This window comes from Bradyrhizobium retamae (assembly GCF_001440415.1).
In the GTDB taxonomy this organism is placed as follows: Bacteria; Pseudomonadota; Alphaproteobacteria; order Rhizobiales; family Xanthobacteraceae; genus Bradyrhizobium; species Bradyrhizobium retamae.
The window spans coordinates 25,759-46,290 of sequence record NZ_LLYA01000175.1 but is presented as its reverse complement, the minus strand read 5'-3'; the positions used below and the strand labels follow the sequence as shown (position 1 = coordinate 46,290).

At 62.5% G+C, this 20,532-nt stretch carries 20 protein-coding genes, 1 tRNA gene and 2 pseudogenes; 8 read left to right on the top strand and 15 right to left on the bottom strand.

The features are described from left to right. Positions 1–51: 51 nt before the first annotated feature. From CQ13_RS28050 to CQ13_RS28035, 4 genes and pseudogenes are all read left to right on the top strand, one after another. On the top strand, positions 52–1,530 hold the full coding sequence (locus CQ13_RS28050; protein WP_057846063.1) for a sensor histidine kinase: 1,479 nt from the start codon (positions 52–54) through the stop codon (positions 1,528–1,530). A 314-nt stretch (positions 1,531–1,844) separates the two neighbouring features. Further along, a tRNA-Arg gene (locus tag CQ13_RS28045) sits at positions 1,845–1,921 on the top strand. Between the two features lie 186 nt (positions 1,922–2,107). Continuing rightward, positions 2,108–2,564: pseudogene (locus CQ13_RS28040) on the top strand (VOC family protein). 297 nt (positions 2,565–2,861) lie between these two features. Continuing rightward, a complete protein-coding gene (locus CQ13_RS28035) occupies positions 2,862–3,392 on the top strand; it encodes a dihydrofolate reductase family protein (RefSeq protein WP_057846075.1) in 531 nt (176 codons plus the stop codon). A gap of 271 nt (positions 3,393–3,663) precedes the next feature. Here the strand turns inward: CQ13_RS28035 and CQ13_RS28030 are convergent, their stop codons facing one another. The 7 genes from CQ13_RS28030 to CQ13_RS28005 form a co-directional block, all read right to left on the bottom strand. Further along, complete coding sequence (locus tag CQ13_RS28030; protein ID WP_245309368.1) at positions 3,664–5,148, bottom strand: AAA family ATPase; 1,485 nt, start codon at positions 5,146–5,148, stop codon at positions 3,664–3,666. Further along, a complete protein-coding gene (locus CQ13_RS45915; RefSeq protein ID WP_245309367.1) occupies positions 5,142–5,483 on the bottom strand; it encodes an ATP-dependent Clp protease adaptor ClpS in 342 nt (113 codons plus the stop codon). The genes CQ13_RS28030 and CQ13_RS45915 overlap by 7 nt, the downstream gene beginning before the upstream one ends. Before the next feature lie 83 nt (positions 5,484–5,566). Continuing rightward, entirely contained in the window at positions 5,567–6,445 is an 879-nt protein-coding gene (locus tag CQ13_RS28025; RefSeq protein ID WP_057846062.1) for an alpha/beta fold hydrolase, read from the bottom strand. Between the two features lie 60 nt (positions 6,446–6,505). Next, positions 6,506–7,114, bottom strand: a complete 609-nt coding sequence (locus CQ13_RS28020; RefSeq protein ID WP_057846061.1) for a gamma carbonic anhydrase family protein — start codon at positions 7,112–7,114, stop codon at positions 6,506–6,508. Between the two features lie 314 nt (positions 7,115–7,428). Continuing rightward, a complete protein-coding gene (locus CQ13_RS28015; protein WP_057846074.1) occupies positions 7,429–7,713 on the bottom strand; it encodes a GYD domain-containing protein in 285 nt (94 codons plus the stop codon). Between the two features lie 140 nt (positions 7,714–7,853). Next, positions 7,854–8,318: a methyltransferase family protein gene (locus CQ13_RS28010; RefSeq protein WP_245309366.1), complete on the bottom strand. Its 465-nt coding sequence runs from the start codon at positions 8,316–8,318 to the stop codon at positions 7,854–7,856. 221 nt (positions 8,319–8,539) lie between these two features. Then, positions 8,540–8,971, bottom strand: a complete 432-nt coding sequence (locus tag CQ13_RS28005) for a DUF6841 family protein (protein ID WP_057846059.1) — start codon at positions 8,969–8,971, stop codon at positions 8,540–8,542. Positions 8,972–9,093: 122 nt separating this feature from the next. On the opposite strand from CQ13_RS28005, the gene CQ13_RS28000 reads away from it, so the two are divergent. Further along, positions 9,094–9,705, top strand: coding sequence for a GyrI-like domain-containing protein (locus tag CQ13_RS28000; protein ID WP_057846058.1), 612 nt, complete (start codon positions 9,094–9,096; stop codon positions 9,703–9,705). Between the two features lie 78 nt (positions 9,706–9,783). Here the strand turns inward: CQ13_RS28000 and CQ13_RS45910 are convergent. The 4 genes and pseudogenes from CQ13_RS45910 to CQ13_RS27980 form a co-directional block, all read right to left on the bottom strand. After that, positions 9,784–10,760: pseudogene (locus CQ13_RS45910) on the bottom strand (Bug family tripartite tricarboxylate transporter substrate binding protein). A gap of 100 nt (positions 10,761–10,860) precedes the next feature. After that, positions 10,861–11,646: an alpha/beta fold hydrolase gene (locus CQ13_RS27990; protein WP_057846057.1), complete on the bottom strand. Its 786-nt coding sequence runs from the start codon at positions 11,644–11,646 to the stop codon at positions 10,861–10,863. 30 nt (positions 11,647–11,676) lie between these two features. Continuing rightward, the gene (locus CQ13_RS27985) at positions 11,677–12,291 is read right to left on the bottom strand and encodes an NADPH-dependent FMN reductase (RefSeq protein WP_057846056.1); all 615 of its coding nucleotides are present in this window, start codon (positions 12,289–12,291) and stop codon (positions 11,677–11,679) included. A 57-nt stretch (positions 12,292–12,348) separates the two neighbouring features. Then, positions 12,349–13,389, bottom strand: coding sequence for an LLM class flavin-dependent oxidoreductase (locus tag CQ13_RS27980; RefSeq protein WP_057846055.1), 1,041 nt, complete (start codon positions 13,387–13,389; stop codon positions 12,349–12,351). Positions 13,390–13,504: 115 nt separating this feature from the next. Between CQ13_RS27980 and CQ13_RS41630 the strand changes: the two genes are divergently transcribed. Together CQ13_RS41630 and CQ13_RS40230 are read left to right on the top strand one after the other, a co-directional pair. After that, a complete protein-coding gene (locus CQ13_RS41630; protein ID WP_057846054.1) occupies positions 13,505–13,837 on the top strand; it encodes a helix-turn-helix domain-containing protein in 333 nt (110 codons plus the stop codon). Beyond that, positions 13,837–14,442, top strand: coding sequence for a LysR substrate-binding domain-containing protein (locus tag CQ13_RS40230; RefSeq protein WP_057846053.1), 606 nt, complete (start codon positions 13,837–13,839; stop codon positions 14,440–14,442). The genes CQ13_RS41630 and CQ13_RS40230 overlap by 1 nt, the downstream gene beginning before the upstream one ends. A gap of 12 nt (positions 14,443–14,454) precedes the next feature. On the opposite strand, the gene CQ13_RS27965 is transcribed toward CQ13_RS40230, so the two are convergent. The 4 genes from CQ13_RS27965 to CQ13_RS27950 form a co-directional block, all read right to left on the bottom strand. Then, a complete protein-coding gene (locus CQ13_RS27965) occupies positions 14,455–15,378 on the bottom strand; it encodes a hypothetical protein (RefSeq protein WP_156433956.1) in 924 nt (307 codons plus the stop codon). A gap of 13 nt (positions 15,379–15,391) precedes the next feature. Beyond that, positions 15,392–16,720, bottom strand: a complete 1,329-nt coding sequence (locus tag CQ13_RS27960; RefSeq protein WP_057846051.1) for an HlyD family type I secretion periplasmic adaptor subunit — start codon at positions 16,718–16,720, stop codon at positions 15,392–15,394. Further along, positions 16,717–18,450: a type I secretion system permease/ATPase gene (locus tag CQ13_RS27955; RefSeq protein WP_245309365.1), complete on the bottom strand. Its 1,734-nt coding sequence runs from the start codon at positions 18,448–18,450 to the stop codon at positions 16,717–16,719. Before CQ13_RS27955 ends, CQ13_RS27960 begins: the two co-directional genes overlap by 4 nt. Before the next feature lie 148 nt (positions 18,451–18,598). Continuing rightward, positions 18,599–18,889, bottom strand: coding sequence for a hypothetical protein (locus tag CQ13_RS27950; RefSeq protein ID WP_057846050.1), 291 nt, complete (start codon positions 18,887–18,889; stop codon positions 18,599–18,601). 209 nt (positions 18,890–19,098) lie between these two features. Between CQ13_RS27950 and CQ13_RS27945 the strand changes: the two genes are divergently transcribed. Further along, positions 19,099–20,343: an NAD(P)/FAD-dependent oxidoreductase gene (locus CQ13_RS27945; RefSeq protein WP_057846072.1), complete on the top strand. Its 1,245-nt coding sequence runs from the start codon at positions 19,099–19,101 to the stop codon at positions 20,341–20,343. Positions 20,344–20,532 lie beyond the last annotated feature (189 nt).

The following is a 20,532-nucleotide window of genomic DNA, read 5'->3' as shown; positions in this document are numbered from 1 at the left end:
CCGGGGAATTTGGGTCCGGCTCCAAAAGCAGAGATATCAAGGCGGATATTCGTGTCAGCGACCGACGACCAGCCGACCCCTCAAGCACCGCGGCCCCGGGCCCAGCGGCGCCTCGGCCTGTCCGGCAAGCTGCTGCTGCTGACGATCCCGCTGGTGATGATCGCGCTCTTGATGATCTACGTGCCGTCGATCGCGAATTTCTGGACCAATCGGCTGAACGACCGGCTGGCGGCGGCCAACACCGCCGCCCTGGTGCTGGATGCGGCCCCGTTGGGAATGGTCCCGGATTCGCTCGCGCGTCAGATCCTGACCAGCGTCGGCGCGCGCGCGGTTGCCATCAAGATGGGACAACAGCGCCGGCTGCTCGCCAGCGCCGACCTGCCTGCGGCGATCGATCGCAATATCGACCTGCGCACCCTGACGGTGTGGTCCGCGATCGTGGAATCGTTCGAGACCATGCTGGATACCGGCAACCAGACCATCCGCGTGGTGGGACCCGCGCCCGGCGGCGCCCACTTCATCGAGGTTGTGGTCGATGAAAAGCCGTTGCGGCTGGCGATGTACCGGTTTTCCAGCAATCTTCTGCTGGTCTCGCTGGGGATCGCGATGCTCGCCGCGGGGCTGGTTTACCTCGCGCTGCATTATTTGTTCGTCCGCCCGATGCGGCGGCTGACCGCCAATCTCGTCGGCTTCCACGAAAACCCCGAAAGCGCGGCGCGCATCATCGTGCCGAGCCAGCGCGGCGACGAGATCGGCGTAGTCGAGCGCGAACTGTCCGACATGCAGCGCGACCTCGTCTCGATGCTCTCCCAGAAGAGCCGGCTTGCCGCGCTGGGCCTCGCGGTGTCGAAGATCAACCATGATCTGCGCAATCTTCTGGCGTCCTCGCAATTGCTTTCGGATCAATTGGCCAGCGTGCCCGATCCGCGGGTGCAGCGCTTTGCGCCGAAACTGATGCGCTCGCTGGAGCGCGCCATCGACTTCTGCCAGTCGACGCTGTCCTATGGCCGTGTCCAGGAAGCCGAGCCCGACCGCCGCTTGATCGAGGTCGAACCCGTGGTCACCGAGGTGCGCGAATCTGCGGGCCTTGCCGCCGACGCCTCGATCACCTGGATCAACGCCATCGAGCGCGGGCTTTCCATTGACGCCGATCCCGACCAGCTCTTTCGCGTGCTGCTCAACCTGGTGCGCAACGCGGTGCAGGCGCTCGACAGCCGCCCCAAGGGCGACGCCGCGACCCTGCAGATCCGCATCACCGGCCGCCGCGAAGGCTCGGTCGCGATCATCGAGGTTTCCGACACTGGTCCGGGCGTGCCGGCAAAGGCACGCGAGCACCTGTTCGAGGCGTTCCAGACCTCCGGCCGCCCCGGCGGCAGCGGGCTGGGCCTGGCGATCGCAGCCGAGCTGGTCCGCGCCCATGGCGGCGACATCCACCTGGTCGAGGGCACCATTGGCGCCACCTTCCGCGTCTCGATTCCCGACCGCCCAGTGGAACTGCAGAGCGTCCGCAACGAGCGGGCGCGGGCGTAAGCGATTGATCCTCCACGTCATTCCGGGGTGATGCGACCGGGTCCGAGCGAAGCGCGGCCCGATGACAGGCTCCGCATCGAACCCGGAATCCAGAAGTCATCGTGCGAGATTCCCCGATGTGCGGGGCAAATCCGAGGTTTGCGCTGTGCTGCGCCCGGAATGACGGAAATACTGGCCGGAATTGGCCCCCCGATCGCATTTCCCCACCTTGCCAAGCGAAGCCGGAGCGGGTAGCTAAAGCGCTCTTTCGCGACGGTCCGAGGCCTTTGTCGGACGCATCCGGGCCTCTTGAAGCCCAAATGCCAAGCGAAAACGCGCCCGTAGCTCAGCTGGATAGAGCACCAGACTACGAATCTGGGGGTCAGGAGTTCGAATCTCTTCGGGCGCGCCATTTCGGTACAACTGCGAACGCCAGCAGCCGCCGATTCTACGCCAGCAGCGGTAACAAGTGTCCGGAGCAGTTCGGTTTTCGAATCTCGCTCGGACTGACGACTTCAACGCGCTGGGCCACGACGCGCAAATGGTCCCGCCGGTACCGTCCAGCAGCTACACCATCACCAGGGACACGACCGAAATCATGACTACAAGTAAATTGCTACGAATGGACAATGTCGGCATCGTAGTGGAATCTCTCGATGATGCCATCTCTTTCTTCACCGAGCTTTGGCCTGACGCTTGAGGGGCGAGCCATGGTTGAAGGAGAATGGGCCGGACGCGTCACTGGACTGGGTAATCAGCGCGTCGAGATCGCCATGATGGTCACTCCCGACGGCCACAGCCGCCTCGAGCTCTCGCGTTTTCTCACCCCGTCTGTAGTCGCCGATCACCGGAACGCCCCGGTCAACGCCCTTGGCTACCTGCGTGCTATGTTCACAGTGAGCGACATCGACGAAACACTCACCAGACTCCGTAAGCACGGTGCGCAGCTCGTCGGCGAAGTGGTTCAGTACGAGGACTCGTATCGGCTCTGCTACGTCCGCGGCCCCGAAGGACTTCTCATCGGACTGGCAGAACCACTCGGTAGTAATCGGTAACGGTTAAGGGAGAACCCGCCCGCGCCATTTCGGTTCAAAGGCACGAACGCCTAGCACCGCTGCCTCTACGCCAGAGGCGGCGGTTAGCGTTCGGAGCAGCTCGCTCCGCGGCCCACGAACGCGAACCTCTTTCCGGCTCATGACTTACACCCGCTGCGCGACACCGCGCACTTGATCGCGGGCGAACGTGCCGTCGCCGTTCCCAATTGCGATTTAAAATCAGTCGATCTAGCTTACAACCGATTGCATAACGCAATCAGAACGCGTGGGATGTGCGGCGTGAGGAAGGAATCGGGTATGGCTAAGCTCGTGTTCGGAATGAACCAGTCCCTGGACGGCTACGTCGACCATATGGCGTTTGCGCCAAGCCCTACGCTCTTCCGCCACTTCATCGAGGAGGCTCAGGGGCAGGCAGGCAGTGTGTACGGTCGCCAAATGTATGAGATCATGCGTTACTGGGACGACGATCATCCTGAGTGGGGTGCAGAGGAACACGCCTTCGCGGCGGCGTGGCGGAGCCAGCCGAAATGGGTCGTCTCGCGCTCGTTGAAGTCGGTCGGCCCCAACGCCACGCTTGTTGAGGATGATCTCGAGGGCGCGATCCGTGAGCTGAAGGCCGAGCGCGCCGGGGAGATCGAAGTTGCTGGCCCGGACTTGGCGCGAAGCCTCTCCGAACTTGGCCTGATCGATGAGTATCGAATCTACCTGCACCCCGTCGTGCTTGGCCACGGCAAGCCATATTTCGCCGGACCCCGGCCGCCGCTCCGCCTTGTGGCTAATGATCGGATTGGCGAGGATGTGATCAGGTTGACTTACGTTCCTGCTTAATGTCGCAACTCGCTCGACGGACTGCGCCGACGCGTCAGGTCCGCTGTGGATCCAGGTGGTTGCGATAGCCGATAGACAACTCGCTTGCAGAAAGCCGCATCCAAGAATTCGGAAGCCGTTACGACGAGGTTTACGCGGGATCAAATGACGATTGCGACGACGTCGACATCGACCTTCCGCCTGACGCGGCTTTGCTCCGACATCACGCTACTCCGTTGGCATATACTTGTTACATGTGCCGCTTTATTCCGCCGCGCAAAGCCAAGTCCGATCAAGAGCCTGCCATTTCCTGCGCCCCGCCGAGCAGCGTGACGTTGAGTCTGCCGCCAGTGAACAACATGTCGTCCAGCGCTTCGCTGATGTCGCCGGATTCCACCGTCGAACCGCCATCCCGAAAAATGCTCGCTTGCGCGATACGCCGCATCAATTCCTTGATGAACGCGGCGCTGACGCCCTTCGTGCGGTTCACGGTCTCGTCAATGAGGGTTTGATCCATCGGGAGGTCCTTGCCATAGAGCCGAACAAGCTTGCCGCGGCCGATGCCGTCGGGCAGCGGCACTTCGATCGCCTGGTCGATGCGTCCGGGCCGGCCGGCCAGCGCGCCTTCAAGCTGCTCCGGCCGGTTGGAGGTGAGGACGAACAGGATATCGGAGTCTTCCTTCAGCCCGTCCATTTCGTTGAGCAGCTTGTTGAGCAGCGGCTCTTCACACGATCCCATCTCTTCACGATCGCGGGCGATGAGGTCGACGTCCTCGATCACTACCATCGTCGGCTGCAACAGGCGCGCCAGCTTCATATAGGCGCCGAGCAACCCCACCTGCTCGGCCGTGATGATCAACGTCGTATGTCCGGGCAAATTGGTCGCGAGGTAACGGATCGTGTGCGTCTTGCCGGTGCCCGGCGGGCCGTAAAGCAGGATGCCTTTGCGGGTCGATTGGCCCAGCTTGCGAAGCGCCGCGCGATTGCCGACAAAGCCCATGACGTTGCGATCGAGCAGCTTCAGTGTCTGTTCGGGCAAGATGACTTCCTCACGTCCGACCGCCGGCAGCCGGTGCACCATGACCCCGCTCGACCGTCCGCGATAGTCTGATCCACCTTCGAGCGAAAGGATCTTGCCGCGATAGGAACGCGCGGCGTGCACCGCCTCTTCAAGCTCGGCAAACGAACGTTGCACCAATGCGTCGCCGGCGGCGCCGGCCGGCACGGCGATCTCGATGCGTATCGCAGCTTCATGCTGGTATTCGCGATGTAACGATAGCAGCACGGCGTAGCGGAGCTCGCCGGCCCTGCACAGCCACAGTCCGTTATGCAGGCATTTCACCGGCTGCGCTTCACCGATCTCGACGTCGTGGTACTGCGGCGGCGCAAGCGCGGGTGGATTCCGGCCCTGCTTCATCAGGGCCGCAAATGCCAGCGTCTCATAGCGATACTCCTCGTGAATGCCGAAGAAGTGCAGCGGCGAGGCGAGCAACTGGTCGACCGCGACCTGGACGTCGGCGAGCATGTGGCCGGGAAACTGCCGCGCTCTCGTCACCAACTGGTTTCGCGGGATTCCGGCAAAGTGCCAGTCCAGCGCGAGCCAGGCGTATTTGAACTCGTCTCCAGGCACGGCCTCCGACGCGCGCCTGACGGCAAGCAGGCAGCCGTTGCAGAGGCACGCTGTCCTGCCGGCGAGCAGGATTTCGCTGCCAGTCGCCGGTGCTCCGCAAAGATCGCATGCGCCTTGCGTGGTCGCGGTTTCGCTGGTGATCAGCAAACCATGACCGGCGGCGCTGATGCTTTGCCGTGCCGAACCCAGCAGCGCCTTGGCGACCGGACCCGGATAGGGCCGCAGGCCACCTTCTCTTTTTGCTCGATCAGCGCGGTGAATGCGATCGCGTCCCGTTCCGACTTGCCGAAGACGTTGCGAAGGAGCTGCCGGACGAATTCGACGGGCGTATTGTCGTCATTATGAATGAAGAGCGTGATCGACCCGGCGTCGGTGCAAATGTCATGCATGAAAGGAAAGTCCGCGTATGCGTTGCCAAAGAACAAAAAGAGAACACAAGCGGCGAGCCGCGTCAAGCGGTCAGAGAACCGCCACGGATACATCGGGCGTTCAAGAGCGGATCGCCGACTGCTCGTCCCGGCTACGCCGCGCCCTGAAGGGCCTGGGATAAGTTGCAGGAATTGTCTTAGGGAAGTTGCGCAGGTCTCTCTTGTGTTCGCCTGATGAACTCCATCATGAGGGAGAGTGCTGGTTCGGCGTGTGTCTCGAGCAGCTTGTGGCCGGCGTCGAGAACATGGGCTTCCATCCTCGGCAGCGCCCGCATCCATGACAGGACCTCGGCGAGATCGAAGAAGGGGTCGTGGCGTGCCCAGACCATCAGAGAAGGCGGCTGCCAGCGCGTGAGATATTCGGCGATTTCGTCGAACCGGGCGACGTAGTTCCCATAATTCCTGATGAGCGCTCGCTGTGTATTCATCCGACCCGGCAACTGCATCACCCGCCAGTCCTCCTCCCAGCTTTCAGTCGGGACTCGCGCCGCCACGTCCGGCGGCATCCCGCCGAGATACCCGTTGCGCGTGCCCTCGAAGGTCAGATGCTCGGTCGCCGCCGCCTCGTTCTCTGGGTTTGGATTCGACCAGTAAGCCATCACGGGGGCCCATTGCGACCCGAGCCCGGTTCGATGAGCGTTGGCGTTCTGAACAATGAGGCCTACGACTTGTTTCGGCGCCTGCATGGCGATGTGAAAGCCCACCGGCGCGCCGAAATCATGAAGGTAGATGTAGAGAGGCCCGACCGCGAGCCGGTCCAGCAGCTCCGAGATTGCCTCGCCAAAGGCGGGAAACGAGACCGTCGGCAGGACGTCGGACTCGCCAAAGCCGGGCAGATCGGGCGCGATCACGTATGCGGCCTGCGACAGCTCGGGCACGACCTCACGAAAATAGCCCGCCGAGCCCGGAAAGCCGTGCAGAAGCAGCACCGCCGGCTTGGACGCCTCACCTGCCGTGATGAAGGACAACTCCGTACCGCCGGAGAGGCGAAGTCGTCGCCGAGTCGCCGGGCTCATGTCAGAACTCCTCTTCTTGACCGATTGATCACTGGCAAGCGGCGCGACAGGAGCGGAGCGCTACAGCTCCCGGTCCTCGCGATGATCGCCGAGCCCGCTCGTCACGCGTCGGGTGACTTCCTGCATGTCCATGTCGACGCCGCTTCCGGCCTGGCGCTCCAGCCCGTAGACCTCTTCGGGGAAGTTCATTTCGCGCAGGATGGCGTTGATCTCCTCGTGCTTGTCGGGCGGGAACATCTGGGCTGGATCGCCGACCGCCACCCATTTGATCGGGACAAGCGAGTTCGGCGGCAGCACGCTGCGCACGTGGACCACGCCGTCGATGCGAACCTCGGTGCGCCGCCCGATGACTGCGCCTTGATAGATTTTGACGCCGGTCGCCAGAAAGCACTCGTCCTCAACGATGCAGCCCTTGAGCGAAGACAGCGGCCCGATCAGGACATGGTCGGCGATCTCGACGGCGTTCCGGCTCGTGCTGCGGATGTTGAGGTTCTCGCGCACGACGCACTGGGCGCCGATCCGAACCGGCGCGCCATGCGCCTCGATCACCGCCCCGAACGAGACGTGCGTGCGTGGACCGATCGTCACATCACCGCAGATCACCGCCGTCGGGGCCACATAGGCGGTCGGATCGATGTTCGGCCGCTTGTTCTGATGCTCGATAAGCATAGGGCGAACTCCTGTCTGGAGGAGCCAATAGGCGAGACCAGCGCGAGTTCCGCGGCGCTGAGGTTAATTGACCACCTGCTGTTCGCAATCGCCGCATCAAGCCGCCGAAATTGCACGCGGAACTTGGAGTCCCGATGAGTCAAGCTTTCATCGAGCAAGCCCGCATGTTCTCGCGATTGGAGAGATCGAAAACACCATCGCCCCTGTCGGCTTCGCGCGCTGTGCCACTGCGCACGAAAGTATGCCGCACCAAGCTCGCGAAAGCGAAGTGGTGCGGGTGGTCCGCAGGAAAGCCGTGAGCCACACCCCGGCGCTTAGCCCGCCGCGTCCTTGATCGCGGCTTCGAAGGTCTTGCTGTCGAAGGCCGGCATGCTTTGGACCCGCCCCAGACCCTGGCTCGCGTACCAGACGGAGAACGCGAGCATCGCGCCCTCATTCGGGGCATCGACGATATCGACGAAATCGTAGTAGCCCTGCGTGTAGTGGATCGATTCGACCTTGATGCCCAGCTTGTCGAGTTTTGTCTTGGCCTTGGCGACCCGCTCCGATTGCTTGCTTGCCCATTCCGGGCTCAGATTACCAAGCAGCACATATTTCATGGCCACCTCCATGAGAGGTTGATCATTTTGCGCGAAGGCACACAAATATACGCCTTCTCACGACCCATGCCCATGCCGTTTTGCGGAGCGGGAACGGCGCCGCGCGGGTTCCCCCGGGCGCTGGTCCTGGCCGACAAGCCCTATAGCCAGCGCCGGACCCGCACACAGTAGCGGCGATAGACATCCCCGAACTTGCGCTCGAGGTAGGATTCCTCGCGGGCGATCACACCGTAGCGGATGACTAGCGCGAAGGGCACCAGCGTCATCAACAGCCAGACGCTGTTGAAGGCAATGGCCAAGCCGATCAGCCCCAACACCATGCCGAGATAGATGGGGTTGCGCGTGAAGCGGTAGGGGCCAGCCTCCACGATGGTCGTGGTCGGCAGGTTGGTGGGCACGTTCGAGCCGGCCTGTGTCATGGTAGAGATCGCCCACGCGACCAGCGCCAGCGCGAGGGCAAACACTATCGCGCCCACCCAGCCTGCAGGTAGCGCGGCCGGCAAGAACGGCAAGGGCATGAGCCAGTTGAGCGCGAACCCGGCAAGCACCGCGAGCCCCCACGCGATCGGCGGCCGGACAATGACGCCAGCGGTATCGTCTGCCATGTCAGCCATAACGGGACCGGTAAAACAGCGCTTGATGTCGCTGAAGGCTATTTGCAAGCATAGCACAAAATCGCAGGCGGCCCGGGATTTGCCGGTTGGAGCGTGTGGCAGGCCATAGAATCATTGTGCCCAGCCTCATCGGCCGGGGCGCGCCACGCACCGCCGAATCGACGGATTTCCTCCCACCCGCGCAACGGGACGCGAAGGGCGGGAAGAGGAATTCAGACGATGCCGTGTTCTTTCAGAACGGCTTGCTCGTCCCCTGACACCCATCCAAAGATCTTTGGTGCGTCTTCGAGCTGCTGCACCAGATAATGGACCTCAAAATCGATGGAAACATCCGATTCGCTGCCACGATCGTAGATGGCTGTCCAAGCGACGTGCGCCAGGCAATGGTGCTCGTCGATAGGTGCGATGCGGACATTACGAAGTCGCATATCCTTCGTGCCGATTTGGCGATAATTTTCAAACCCCTGTTGCATCATCTGCTTCAGGTGTTCGTCATTCCGGCCGACACTGACGCCAGCCGGAGAGGCCGCAACGAACGCAGTGGCGTATGAGGACACCACTTGGTCCATATCCACTTGATCCCTAAGCGCTGTTCGGAACAGGTTCTGATAGCGCTCAAACAAGTCCTTTACGTTCTTTTCCATGCCGCCTCCCTCACTATGGCTCTCCGGGCTCAGTGCATTCTGCGCGAGGTGGTCTAGTGTGGTCTAGTAAGGCTGATCTGGTTCGGCCGTCCAAACATATTCGGAATGCTATGAGGGGGTAGATGGAAAAGCTGGATCTAAAGAAGGTGAGGAAGTCACTCTTCACCGCTCCCCTTAACCGCTTCGTGACGATCGATGTGCCGCCGGTTTCCTACCTCATGGTAGATGGTCATGGTGACCCGAACACAGCCCAAGCCTATAGGCTCGCCGTCGAAAGCCTCTACGCGACGGCCTTTACGATCAAATTCTCCTGCAAGGCAAGCGGGAACGACTTCGTCGTGATGCCTTTGGAGGGACTTTGGTCAGCTCCCGACCCTGAAAGCTTTTGCGCGCGGCGTAAGGACGAATGGGAGTGGACCATGATGATCATGGTGCCGGACTATGTGGATGACGAGGCCTTCCTTGCCGCCAGGATCAAGGCGCGAGAGAAGCTCGGCGCGCTTCCTGAGAGTCTGAGGCTCGAAAGCCTGGAGGAAGGCCTCTGCCTCCAAGCATTGCACGTGGGCAGCTACGACGACGAAGGACCGCTGCTCGCGAGGTTGCACGGGGAGATCATGCCTTCGGGCGGCTACGATTTCGCCGGTCGGCATCATGAAGTCTATCTGAGCGACCCTCGCAAGACGGTGCCTGAAAAGCTCAAGACCGTGATCCGCCAGCCTGTGCGCCAGAACTGAAAGTCCGCGAACCACTCCGAGCGGCGTGGAGCCTATCAGCACGCCGAGCGCCACAGAAGGCGGCTACGAAACTTGCAGCTAGTTGGCGGCGCGAATGCCCCGCTCACGTATGATCGCGCCGAACCGCTCGAAGTCTTTGCGGGACTTTTCCTTGAACTCTTCCGGAGACAGCGGAGCGGCTATATTTCCGAGAGTCGCGATACGCTCGTTCAGCGCGGCGGTTGCAAGCGATCGATTAACTTCCTTGTTCAAGCGCGCGACAACATCGGGTGATGTTCCGGCCGGCGCATAGATGCCGAATACGGCATCCGCGTCAAAGCCGGTAAGGCCGAGCTCCTCGAGCGTGGGTACGTTCGGAAGCTGGGTCGATCGTTGGGGGCTTCCGATTGCAAGAGCACGCAGCTTGCCGGCTTTCACGTGCTCGATCGCGATGCCGGGGTCGAACAGGAAATCGAGTTGCCCCCCGAGGAGGTCATTGAGTGCAGGCGCCGCGCCGCGGTAAGGCACATGCACTGCGCTTGTGCCGGTCATGTTTTTCAACATTTCTGCCGCAAGATGGGGAGAGCTGCCGATACCGGCGATCCAAAATTCCGCTTTTCCGGGTTGGCCTTCAGGTCAGCAATGAATTCCTTGAAATCCCGCACCGGACTGTCCGCCCGAATGACGAGATAGAAAGGCACGCGTGCAACGGAAGCGACGGGGATGATGTCCTTCGTGGGGTCGAATGGCATTTTGGCATACAGATGCGGATTGATCGCTACCATCCCGCCTGAAGACATCAGCAGGGTGTAGCCATCCGGCGCCGATCTCGCCACGAATTCGCCGCCCAAATTTCCGCCAGCGCCTCCCCTGTTTTCGATTACGACCGACTGACCGAAAGCTTCGCTGAGAGGTTGACCGACGAGGCGCGCGAGCTGATCTGCGGCTCCTCCCGCGGGAAAGTTGACAATGAGGCGAATGGACTGGGTGGGCCAAGTCTGTGCCGGCGAAGTCTGTGCCAGCGAAGTGGATATCAGGCCCGCGGCGAATGCGATCGCGACCACAATGGCTCTCATGATTATCTCCCTGGGTCTTATTATTTGAAGGAATAGCGATGGATCGCTCGATCCATCCGCAGCATCCCGTTCCGTATATGAAAGCGAGCGGGCGGGCAGATCACTTTCGCCCCGCGACGAAATCGCCGATCGCCGCGACACAGGCGGGGTCTTCCTGCATGGCGAAGTGTCCAACGCCGGGCACGATATGAGTGCGGGCTTTTGGAATCGCGCCTGCCCAGAGTTCCGCCTGACTGGCAAGTGCGACCCTGTCCCTGTCACCCCACACGATCAGCGTTTCGTTGGGAATCCGGCTTAGCCACCGACCGAGATTTGGGTGGCCCATGCCGTGGGCCTTCCGAATGTTGCTCAGCGCCTGGCCTTCCTTCTCCCTTGCCGCAATGAACTGCTCTGGCGGGGGTGCAAGCGAGCCTCCGGGAAAGTATCGGGCCGCAACTTCCGTTCGATGCGCCAGGTAGTGAGGCAAATCCTGCGGAGCGACTTTGGTGGGGTCGGCGCCGCGATGGTCAGGGTGGTTGAGCCCGGCAGGCGCGTTCAGCACCAGACGAGCAAAACGTTCGCCGGCGACCGCCGCCATTTCTGCCGCCATCCAGCCGCCCATGGAATGACCCACGAGGTGCGGCCGATCCAGCCCCAATGCTGCGATGAGCCGCAAATTATGGACGATCAAATCCTGCATCCCGCAGATATGCGGCGCAGGTCCGCTTTCGCCGAAGCCGGGGTGGAACGGCAGATAGACGCGAAACCTGTCGGCCAAACCGCGCGCCCATTCTTGCCCCTCGATCGTTGCCGCTCCGTGGAGCGCCAGGACGGCCGGACCCCTTCCGATGACTTTTATGACCGTGCCCACGGCATCGATTTCGAGCTTTATCGTTTCGAATACCATGTCAAGCTCCTTCCCAGCCGCGAGCCGGGACTACGGTTGGACCATCGTGTTTATCGACAAGGAATGCGCTCCCAATCTGCCGCGAGATTGCATGCGCACGAAATCGATCACCTGCTGGCCCACCGTCTCAAGCTGACGTCTGGTTGCCGCATCGGTGCAATTTCCCTCGGCGTCGAACAATGCGCCGGATGTGTTCAACATGGCACCAAGCGGCGTGGGCCAGCATCTGAGGGAATGAGCAATCGTTCGAAGCGCTGCCAATGTTTGGCCAACCGCCTGCCACCCGCCAGCACAAGCAATGCACCCGACGGGAATTCCATCCAGGTAAGCGCGTGTATCCGTTCTGAGTTCTTCCGCGTAGTCGAGCGCGTTCTTTATCAGTCCAGATATCGATCCGTGGTAGGCAGGCGACGAGATGATAATGCCGTGGCATTCACGAAACGCGGCCAGGAGACGCGAAGCCTGGTCGGACTGTTGCTGTCCGGGCATATACATCGGCAGAAGCAGTTCTGCACCGGAAAGAAGAAGGGTTCTCGCGCCTTCATCCTCGGCGGCCTTGAGGCTGATCACGAGCGCGCGTTCGGACGATGACCCGCGCCGCGGGGTTCCTCCTATCCCGAGAACAAGAGGCTTATCTTGAATCATGCTTCGCTCCAATTGTTGGGCTGCAAGCCCGCAATGCTCGGCGCGCAATCGAGCTCATCAACATATCTGCGCGCGTCGCAATTGGGGGATTACCTCCTCGCCGAAGAGAGCGAGTGTTTCACGGCGGCGCGGCGTAAAGCTCCTTCCCAGCATCGCGAGAAAATGGCCCGCGCCGCATTTGCGGCATTGATCGATGATTAGTTCAGCGACCTGTGCCGGCGTGCCGGCGATGTAGTCATCGTCATGCAGTGAAAAGCCGGCTCCAGCCCTCGGCGCGTCGAGCAATGAGGATGTGCCTTGGACAACGCGCGGATCGCCAGCCACAACTTTCAGTGTCGCTGCCTTCGCGGCATGGGATTCGTCGCGCGCCTCAGCCGCATCGTATGAAATGGAGACATTGCGCCGGATTGCGAGCTGATCGGGCCCTGCCGGAAATCCCAACCGGGCAGACTCCTTCCGATACACGTCGAAAATTTCCGATATGCGAGCGACGGACTCGAAGCCCATGCAAATCTTCGATTGCCTTTGAGCGGATTTCTGCGCGGATCCGGTACTTACAACAGTCGTCCATTTTGGCGGAGACGGCTGCAGGAAGACGTTCGGCATCAGGCTGAGGTTATCGAATTTCCAATATTTTCCGCTGTGGCTGATGACGTGGTTCACGAGGGCGGCATCGAGTATCTCCAAAGCCTCGTTGAACCGCTCGCGGGCCTCCTCTATCCCTAAGCCTATCCGCGCGAGCTCCTGCGGCACGCCGGCTGCAAAGCCGATCTCAAGGCGTCCCTTTGTCAGGTGATCGAGCATCGTCAGTTCTTCGATGATACGCCATGGCTCATAAAACGGCACGACCATTCCCATCGTTCCCAGCCGCAGCCGGGTCGTGTGACGAGAAATAGCTGCGATCAACAGGTTGGGAGAGGGGCTATATGAGTGACCGAAGTGATGTTCGCTAAAGAATATTCCTTCAAACCCCAGCTTCTCGACTTCGAGCCAATGCGCGTAGCCTTCCTCGAACACGGCAGTCACGGTACTGGGCAGGGTCTCCCCGTCGCTCAGGTTCGGGGCCTGCATGAATTCAAAGATCCATGGCTTGATCAAAGCGCTTCTCCCAATGCACGACTTGTTTCTTGATTGCGTCTTGAGTACACGGGGCTTTTAAATTTGAAAAATCGATTATATTGATCTGTGATATTTGAAAGGTGGATGTAAGCCGATGCGCTTTGAAGGCCTGGACCTCAATCTCCTGATCGCGCTTGATGCGATCCTTGAAGAACGCAGCGTCATGGGAGCCAGTCGACGCCTTCATCTCAGCCAGCCGGCGATGAGCGCCGCTGTCGGCAGATTGCGTCAGTATTTCAACGACGAGATTTTCACGATTTCACAGCGAAAGCTGGTGCCGACGCCGCTGGCGCAATCGCTGGAAAGACCAACGCGGGACATCCTGCTGCGAATCCGGGCCAATCTGATCTCGCCGCCAAAATTCGACCCGCGAGTTCAGAGCGGCGTTTCCGGCTGGTCGTTTCCGATTATGCGAGCATCGTATTGATGCACGCCGTCATGAAGCGCGTTTATCGCGCCGCGCCCCGGGTTTGCCTTGAAATTCTTCCCTTCGGTGATCGGGTCGATGACCAGCTTCAGCGAGGGGAGGTCGATTTCGTCGTGATCCCCGATACAAATCTCATTGATGGTCATCCCAGCCAGCATTTGTTCGCGGACGAATTCTGCTGCGTCGCCTGGCGCGGAAGCCGTCAGATCGGGCGCTCGATCTCGCTTGGCCGCTATCTTCAGCTTGGACATATAACCGCTCAACTCGGGTCCATTCACGGAGTGTCCTTCGATGAACGCGCCCTCGTGCAGTTAGGTTATAAACGCCGCATCGAGGTCATTGCGCCGAACTTCACCGCGATGGCTGCCATGGTGATCGGAACGGACCGCATCGCGACAATGCATCGTCGCCTTGCTGTAATTTTCGCGCGAAACTTTCCGTTGAAACTGCTGCGTGCGCCGGTCCGCATCCCCGCATTCCGAGAAGCCCTCCAATGGCCGGCGTCCTTTCACCTGGATCCCGCCCTTGTTTGGTTGCGCGAGATCATTACCGACGTTGCTGCCGAGGTTGACCGGACTCCGGCCAAGCAAATGAAGGTTGGGTGAAAAGCGGGCCTCTCAGAAATGATGGATCCCCAGCGCTGAGAATGCGCCGTCGTGCGGCTCATGGCCGTCCATCGTCGGCTGGCCGAGAAAGCCGAGCTGCAGCGGGATCGGATGCAGCAGCGACGTCGGTATCGCGCCCGCGGTGTCGAGCAGCGGTATGTCGTGCTGCGCGGCGCCGGAGAAATCGGTTGTGCTGGATGTCGGGCCGGAAAGGTTCGTCGTCAGCGGCTCGAGCAGGCCGGGGGCCGGTGCGTCAGGGATCAGGCCGGTCACCGTGCCGGTCAAGCCGTCGAGGAGATGGCTCGCGGTGCCGGTGACGGTCGCCGTCAGTTGCCCGACGGTGGCACTCACGCTTGCGATCGTACTCGATACCGTTGCAAGCGTGGTGTCGACGATGCCGGTGAGGCTGTCTGCAAGGTTGTGAGCGGACGCGCCAAGATCGAATGACGGCGATGCGATGCTGCTGCCGGACGGCGGGCTGCCTGCGCCTGCCGATGGCGCGTGATCCAGAGCTGCGCCGAAGCTCGATAGCACGGGTGTCGATGCAAAAGCCTGCGTGGCGAGCACGTCGCCTGATGGAGCTTCGGCGAGCATCGCGGTCGTATCTTGCGGCGTGTTCGTTGCTGTGGCGTCAGCGTGGACCGCAGACGAAAGGTCGGCCGCAGGAGGTTCGATCACGCCGGTATGCTGGTCTTCATGGCCGGGTGCGGGATCGGCCGGCTGCAGCGCGGCCGGGACGATCGCGGCCGGAGGCGGGTGCAGGGCAGCCGGCTCTGCCGCGCGTGCCGGCTCATGCTCCAGGCGGTGCAACGCGGTGTCAGCGTCGTTTAGCAAGCCGAGCAGCATGGTGGCGAAGGCAACCGATTCGGTTGCCGCGAGATGACGGCTGCGCTCGGCTTCATCGGAGCGGCGGGCGTTCTTGACGGCGTCGGCCATGACCATCTCCTCCTCAGCGCTCGCGGAACGCGCGGGTGATCTCGTCGCGCAGCGGACCGAGCAGATATTCGAACAGGGTGCGCGGACGCGTCGGCACGATCACCTCGGCCGGCATGCCGGCCTGCAGGTCGATGCGCGACTTCTTGACGTCGTTCGGATCGAGCGCGACCTCGACGGCGTAGTAGCCTTGTCCCGACTTGTCGTCGGTCAGGCGGTCGGCAGACACAGTGTGCACGGTGCCGTAGAGCCGGGGACGCTCGATATAGTTGACGCCGGTGAGCTGCACCTCGGCACGGTGGCCGACGGCGACGTCGTTGATATCAGAGAGCTTCAGTTTTGCGGCGGCGATCAGCGGATTGTCGGTGGGCACGATGTCCATCAGCCGCGCGCCGGGCTGGATCACGCCGCCCTCGGTAAAGACGTCGAGGCCAACGACGGAGCCGGTTGCCGGCGCCGTAATCCGCGTGCGGACCAGCACGTCCGTGGCGGCGTCGATCTTGGGCGCCAGTTCCGCGAGCTTGTTTTCGGTCGTGCGCAACTGGTCGGTGATCTCGCTCATCCGCGCGCGTTCGACCCTGGCGATCTCAAGGTCGTTCTGCGCGATCTGTTGCTGCATGCCGGCGATGCTGGCCTGCTGCGCGCCGATATCGGCCTGCAGCCGGGCGTCCTCGCGCTGCAAAGCTAGGATGCGGGTCTTTGGCGTATAGCCCTGCGCGAACAGGTGTTGCGCGCCATTCATCTCGTCGGTCAGCAGCTCCCGCTGTTTCTCGGTGCCGGCAAGCTGCGCCTGCGTGCCCGCGATCTGCGCTTCGAGCTCCTTGATCTTGCCGCGCAGCACCGCCGTCTCGGCGGCGAACTGGTGCTTTCGCGCCGCCATCATCGCGGTCTCGTTGGCCATGGCCTGGCGCGCCGCGGATAGTTCGCTGCGCGCGCGGAGATGTTCGTCGAACTCCGGCGCATCTTTTCGGTCGCGTTCGGCGACCAGCCTTGCGCGCGCGGCGAGCGCAGCGTCGCGATCGGCCGTGAGCACATCAAGCTTGGCGCGCGGGTCGCTGTCGTCGAGCCGGATCAGGAGCTGACCTTTTTCGACGCGCGCGCCGTCGCGCACGGTGAGTTGGCGGACGACGCCGCCATAGGGGTGCTGCACGCTCTGCCGCCGCCCCTCGACCTGGAGGTTGCCGCTGGCGATGGCTGCGCCGGAGATCGGCGCGAGCGTTCCCCACATCGTCATCGCGGCAATGAACGCAGCTACTACGCCGGCACCCAGCAGCGCCGGCCGCGAGGGACGTGCGTAGCGCGCACGGTCGCGCATCGGGGTGAAGCCATCATCGACCGCCGTCATGACGCGCGCCCCGCGGCGGCCTGCTGGAGCGCGTGGTAGACCTCGCCTGGGGGACCCAGCATGTCGAGCATGCCGCCCCGCAGCACCATCATGACGTCGACGATGTCGAGAATGGTGGTGCGGTGGGTGATCACGATGATGGTGGCACCCTCGCTCTTGGCCTGCAGCAGCGCCACCTTCAGCGCCTCTTCGCCGGGAGCGTCGAGATTGGCATTGGGCTCGTCGAGCACGAGCAGCGGCGGGCGGCCGAGCAGCGCCCGCGCCAGCGCCAGCCGCTGGCGCTGGCCGCCGGACAGGCCGACGCCGCCGGGACCGAGCCTCGTGTCGTACTGCTTCGGCAGGTCGAGCACCATCTCATGAATGCCGGCGCGCTTGGCGGCGTCGATGATCTCGTCCGTCGAAGCATCGCCGAAGCGGGCGATGTTCTCGCGCACGGTGCCGGCGAACAGGCCGACGTCCTGCGGCAAATAGCCGACATGGCGGCCGAATTCGAGCGGGTCCCAGTGGCTGTAATCGAGCCCGCCGAAGCGCAACCGTCCATCGGCAGGTAGGATGGCGCCGACCAGAAGGCGAGCCAGCGTGCTCTTGCCGGAGCCGCTCGGGCCGACGATGCCGAGCGCCTGGCCGCCGCCAAGCTCGAAGGTCAGATCCTTGATGACGGGGTCCTTGCGCGCCGGCAGCAGGCAGCGCAGTTCGCGCACCTCGATGGTGTTGCGCGCCCGCGGCACGATGGTGTGCGGCGGCGTCAGGTCGATCTCGCCCAGCAGCTCGCGCACCTCCGCATAGGCCTCGCGCGCGCCGATGAACTGCTTCCAGGTGCCGACCGCCTGTTCCACCGGGACCAGCGCCCGGCCCATCACGATGCTGGCGGCGAAGATGGTTGCCGGGGTGATCGCGTGGTCGATGGCGAGCCATGCGCCGGTGCCGAGCATCAGTGATTGCAACAGCAAGCGGAAAAAGCGGATGGAGGAGGTCATCACCGCGTTCTTGTCGCTGGCAAGTGCCTGCTGCACCAGCATCGACGAGCGCTGGCTCTGCCAGTTACGCTCCACCGCCGGCTGCATGCCCATGGCGCGGATCACGTCGGCGTGGCGCAGGATGTTTTCGGTGAACACATAGGACTGATTGCCGGCGGCTTCGGCTTCCTTCATCGGCTCGCGGGTCATCACCTCGTTGAGACCGGCGAGGCCAAGCAGGAGAAGCGCGCCGATGGTCGCGACGATGCCAAGCAGCGGATGGATGAAGAACAGCAGCATCAAGTAGATCGGGATCCACGGCAGGTCGAACGCGAAGTAGATGCCGGGGCCGGTCACGAAGGTGCGGAACTGATCGAGATTGCGCAATTGCTGCGCGCCGCGCGATGCGCCGCGCTGCGCCGAACGCACCACCAGCGCCTCGAACACGCGTGCCGACAATTCCATGTCGAGGCGGATGCCGCAGCGGATCAGGATGTAGGAGCGCACCGCATCCAGCGCCGCCATGGTGAGCAGGGCGATCGCCAGGATCAGGGTGAGGAGGACGAGCGTGGAGACGTTCTCGTTGAGCAGCACGCGGTTATAGACCTGCATCAAATAGAGCGGCGAACTCAGATAGAGCAGGTTGATGGCGCTGGAGAACAGCCCGGCCCAGAGGAATTGAGGCCATAGCGCGACCAGCGCCTGGCGAACGTCATCGATCCGTCGCGCCGGCGCGACGGAGTCGTCAAGGGCGGTCAGCATGCCCGTAGGCATTCGGCAATCACCTTAAGCGAGTTGACGTGAAGCGAGTTGACATGGCGCTGCGCGATCTACTCGTGCAGTGCATATTATTATTGGAGACGTGGCGTGGGGATGCGCTCCCCACGCCGCGCGGTTTTGAAATGTCCGAACTCAACTGGAGTTAGGCGAGGCCGTGGAGCAGGCCACCGACATCGAGATGGCCGACATCGGCGCTGGCGCCGATCAAGGTCGGTGCGGAAACCGAGGCGTCGAGACCGTCGAGCCCTGCCGAGAGATCGATGCTCGGGTTGGTCTCAATCACTGCGCCGAGATCGAGCGTGTTCGACAGGTCCGCCGTGCCGCTGGCGCTGGCAGAAGCGCTACCGCTGGTGCTTGCGCCGCCAAGTACGCCGGTGGCGGTTCCGAGCAGGCCATCGACGGTACCAAGCAGGTTTCCGAGTAGTGCAGCCATATAGTCAACTCCTATGAAGGTTGGCTGGAATGCGACGAACGTCGCGGTGCAAGAAGCCGCGGCGGTCAGAAAGGTTGCGGACTCACATGCGGCGTTTTGGTGATGATTTGTTGGGAAGGGAACTTTCCGGTGTTGCCGGTCGGCGGTGGTCCGACCATGATGCGAAGTCTGCTTTGTAAGATCTCCTTGGGAAAATGTTTGGAAAGTCGATGCTGGAAGATAAAGCGGATGTCGTGGTGCTGGGCGCGGGCATCGTCGGGGTATCGACGGCCCTTGCCGCGCGGCAGCGCGGGATGTCGGTCGTACTCGTCGATCGGCGCGAGCCGGGCAGCGAGACCTCATACGGCAATGCCGGCATCATCAGCAGCGGCTCGATCACGCCGCTCAACAATCCATCGCTGTGGACGTCGCTGCCGAAATATCTGACCAACCGCCACGCGGCATTGCGCTGGAATCCGCTTTGGGCGGTGAAGAACGCGGGTTGGGTCGCGCGCTTTTTGGCCAATTCGGCCGCGTCGCGTCTTGGGCCTCGCGCGACCGCGCTGCATGGCTTGATCGATGCATCGGCGAAATTGCATCGGGAATGGATCGTGCAAGCGGGAGCGGGACATCGCATTCGCGAGACCGGCTGGCTCAGGGCGTGGCGCAGCGATGCGGTTCTCGCGGCGAAGCAGGAGCAGGCCATGCTGGCCGAATACGGCATCGCCAGCGAATGGCTCGACCGCCAGGCCATCTCCGCGCTCGAGCCGGATATTGTGCCCGTTTATAAAGCGGGCCTGCTGCATACCCAGACCGCCTCGGTCGACTCGCCAGGCGAGGTGGTCAAGGCCTACGCGCGAATGTTCGCGAACGCCGGCGGCCAGGTGAGGCAGGCGGACATCAAGGCGATCGTACCCGACGGCGATGGCTGGCGCGTGGTGCTGGCCGATGGCGAGATTTCGGCGCGGCATGTGGTGGCCGCGCTGGGACCCTGGTCTGCGGATATGTTGCGGCCGCTCGGCTATCGCGTGCCGCTGGCCTATGAACGCGGCTACCACCGCGAATTCAAGCCGAACCCGGCGCGTGCGTTGCGGCGTCCGATCTATGACATCGACGGCGGCTTCATCATGACGCCGATGGAGCAGGGCATCCGCGTCACCTCGGGCGTCGAACTGACCGATCGCGATGCGCCGTCCTCGTTCGACCAGCTTGACCAAGTGGTTCCGCTCGCGCGCGGCGTGGTCGAATTCGGCGATGCCGTCGGCGATGCATGGCGCGGCTCACGGCCGACGCTGCCCGATAGCCTGCCGATGATCGGGCCGGCGCCTCGGCATGCCGGCCTGTGGCTTGCCTTTGGCAACCAGCACATCGGCTTCACGACCGGTCCCGCAACCGGTGCCGCCATTGCCGCCATGATTGGCGGCGCGCCGCCGCCTTACGATGTCGCCCCGTTTGCGCCGGCTCGTTACATTTGAGCTGATGACAACCGATCGAGCGGCGGCCGCACTCTTTGCCTTCCGGCGCTGCGCCCAGAACAATTTCCGCTCGGATCGCCGGAAAAATGGGCGCAGGCTTCGAGGCAGGCGGATTTCTCTGTCCCGCTTGGCCCGCGCATGGCCCACACCAAAGGACATTGATTCGCTTGAATTTCTTTTGACGCAAAA

What these genes read in the sequence shown, in the direction of transcription:
- CQ13_RS27965 (WP_156433956.1), bottom strand. Translation starts at nt 15,378, where the DNA reads ATGGCCGACGCCGTCAAGAACGCCCGCCGCTCCGATGAAGCCGAGCGC.
- CQ13_RS28025 (WP_057846062.1), bottom strand. Translation starts at nt 6,445, where the DNA reads ATGAGCCCGGCGACTCGGCGACGACTTCGCCTCTCCGGCGGTACGGAG.
- CQ13_RS40230 (WP_057846053.1), top strand. Translation starts at nt 13,837, where the DNA reads ATGCACGCCGTCATGAAGCGCGTTTATCGCGCCGCGCCCCGGGTTTGC.
- CQ13_RS27985 (WP_057846056.1), bottom strand. Translation starts at nt 12,291, where the DNA reads ATGATTCAAGATAAGCCTCTTGTTCTCGGGATAGGAGGAACCCCGCGG.
- CQ13_RS28015 (WP_057846074.1), bottom strand. Translation starts at nt 7,713, where the DNA reads ATGAAATATGTGCTGCTTGGTAATCTGAGCCCGGAATGGGCAAGCAAG.
- CQ13_RS27950 (WP_057846050.1), bottom strand. Translation starts at nt 18,889, where the DNA reads ATGGCTGCACTACTCGGAAACCTGCTTGGTACCGTCGATGGCCTGCTC.
- CQ13_RS28005 (WP_057846059.1), bottom strand. Translation starts at nt 8,971, where the DNA reads ATGGAAAAGAACGTAAAGGACTTGTTTGAGCGCTATCAGAACCTGTTC.
- CQ13_RS28035 (WP_057846075.1), top strand. Translation starts at nt 2,862, where the DNA reads ATGGCTAAGCTCGTGTTCGGAATGAACCAGTCCCTGGACGGCTACGTC.
- CQ13_RS41630 (WP_057846054.1), top strand. Translation starts at nt 13,505, where the DNA reads ATGCGCTTTGAAGGCCTGGACCTCAATCTCCTGATCGCGCTTGATGCG.
- CQ13_RS45915 (WP_245309367.1), bottom strand. Translation starts at nt 5,483, where the DNA reads ATGTATCCGTGGCGGTTCTCTGACCGCTTGACGCGGCTCGCCGCTTGT.
- CQ13_RS28020 (WP_057846061.1), bottom strand. Translation starts at nt 7,114, where the DNA reads ATGCTTATCGAGCATCAGAACAAGCGGCCGAACATCGATCCGACCGCC.
- CQ13_RS27955 (WP_245309365.1), bottom strand. Translation starts at nt 18,450, where the DNA reads ATGCCTACGGGCATGCTGACCGCCCTTGACGACTCCGTCGCGCCGGCG.
- CQ13_RS28010 (WP_245309366.1), bottom strand. Translation starts at nt 8,318, where the DNA reads ATGGCAGACGATACCGCTGGCGTCATTGTCCGGCCGCCGATCGCGTGG.
- CQ13_RS27990 (WP_057846057.1), bottom strand. Translation starts at nt 11,646, where the DNA reads ATGGTATTCGAAACGATAAAGCTCGAAATCGATGCCGTGGGCACGGTC.
- CQ13_RS27960 (WP_057846051.1), bottom strand. Translation starts at nt 16,720, where the DNA reads ATGACGGCGGTCGATGATGGCTTCACCCCGATGCGCGACCGTGCGCGC.
- CQ13_RS28000 (WP_057846058.1), top strand. Translation starts at nt 9,094, where the DNA reads ATGGAAAAGCTGGATCTAAAGAAGGTGAGGAAGTCACTCTTCACCGCT.
- CQ13_RS27945 (WP_057846072.1), top strand. Translation starts at nt 19,099, where the DNA reads ATGCTGGAAGATAAAGCGGATGTCGTGGTGCTGGGCGCGGGCATCGTC.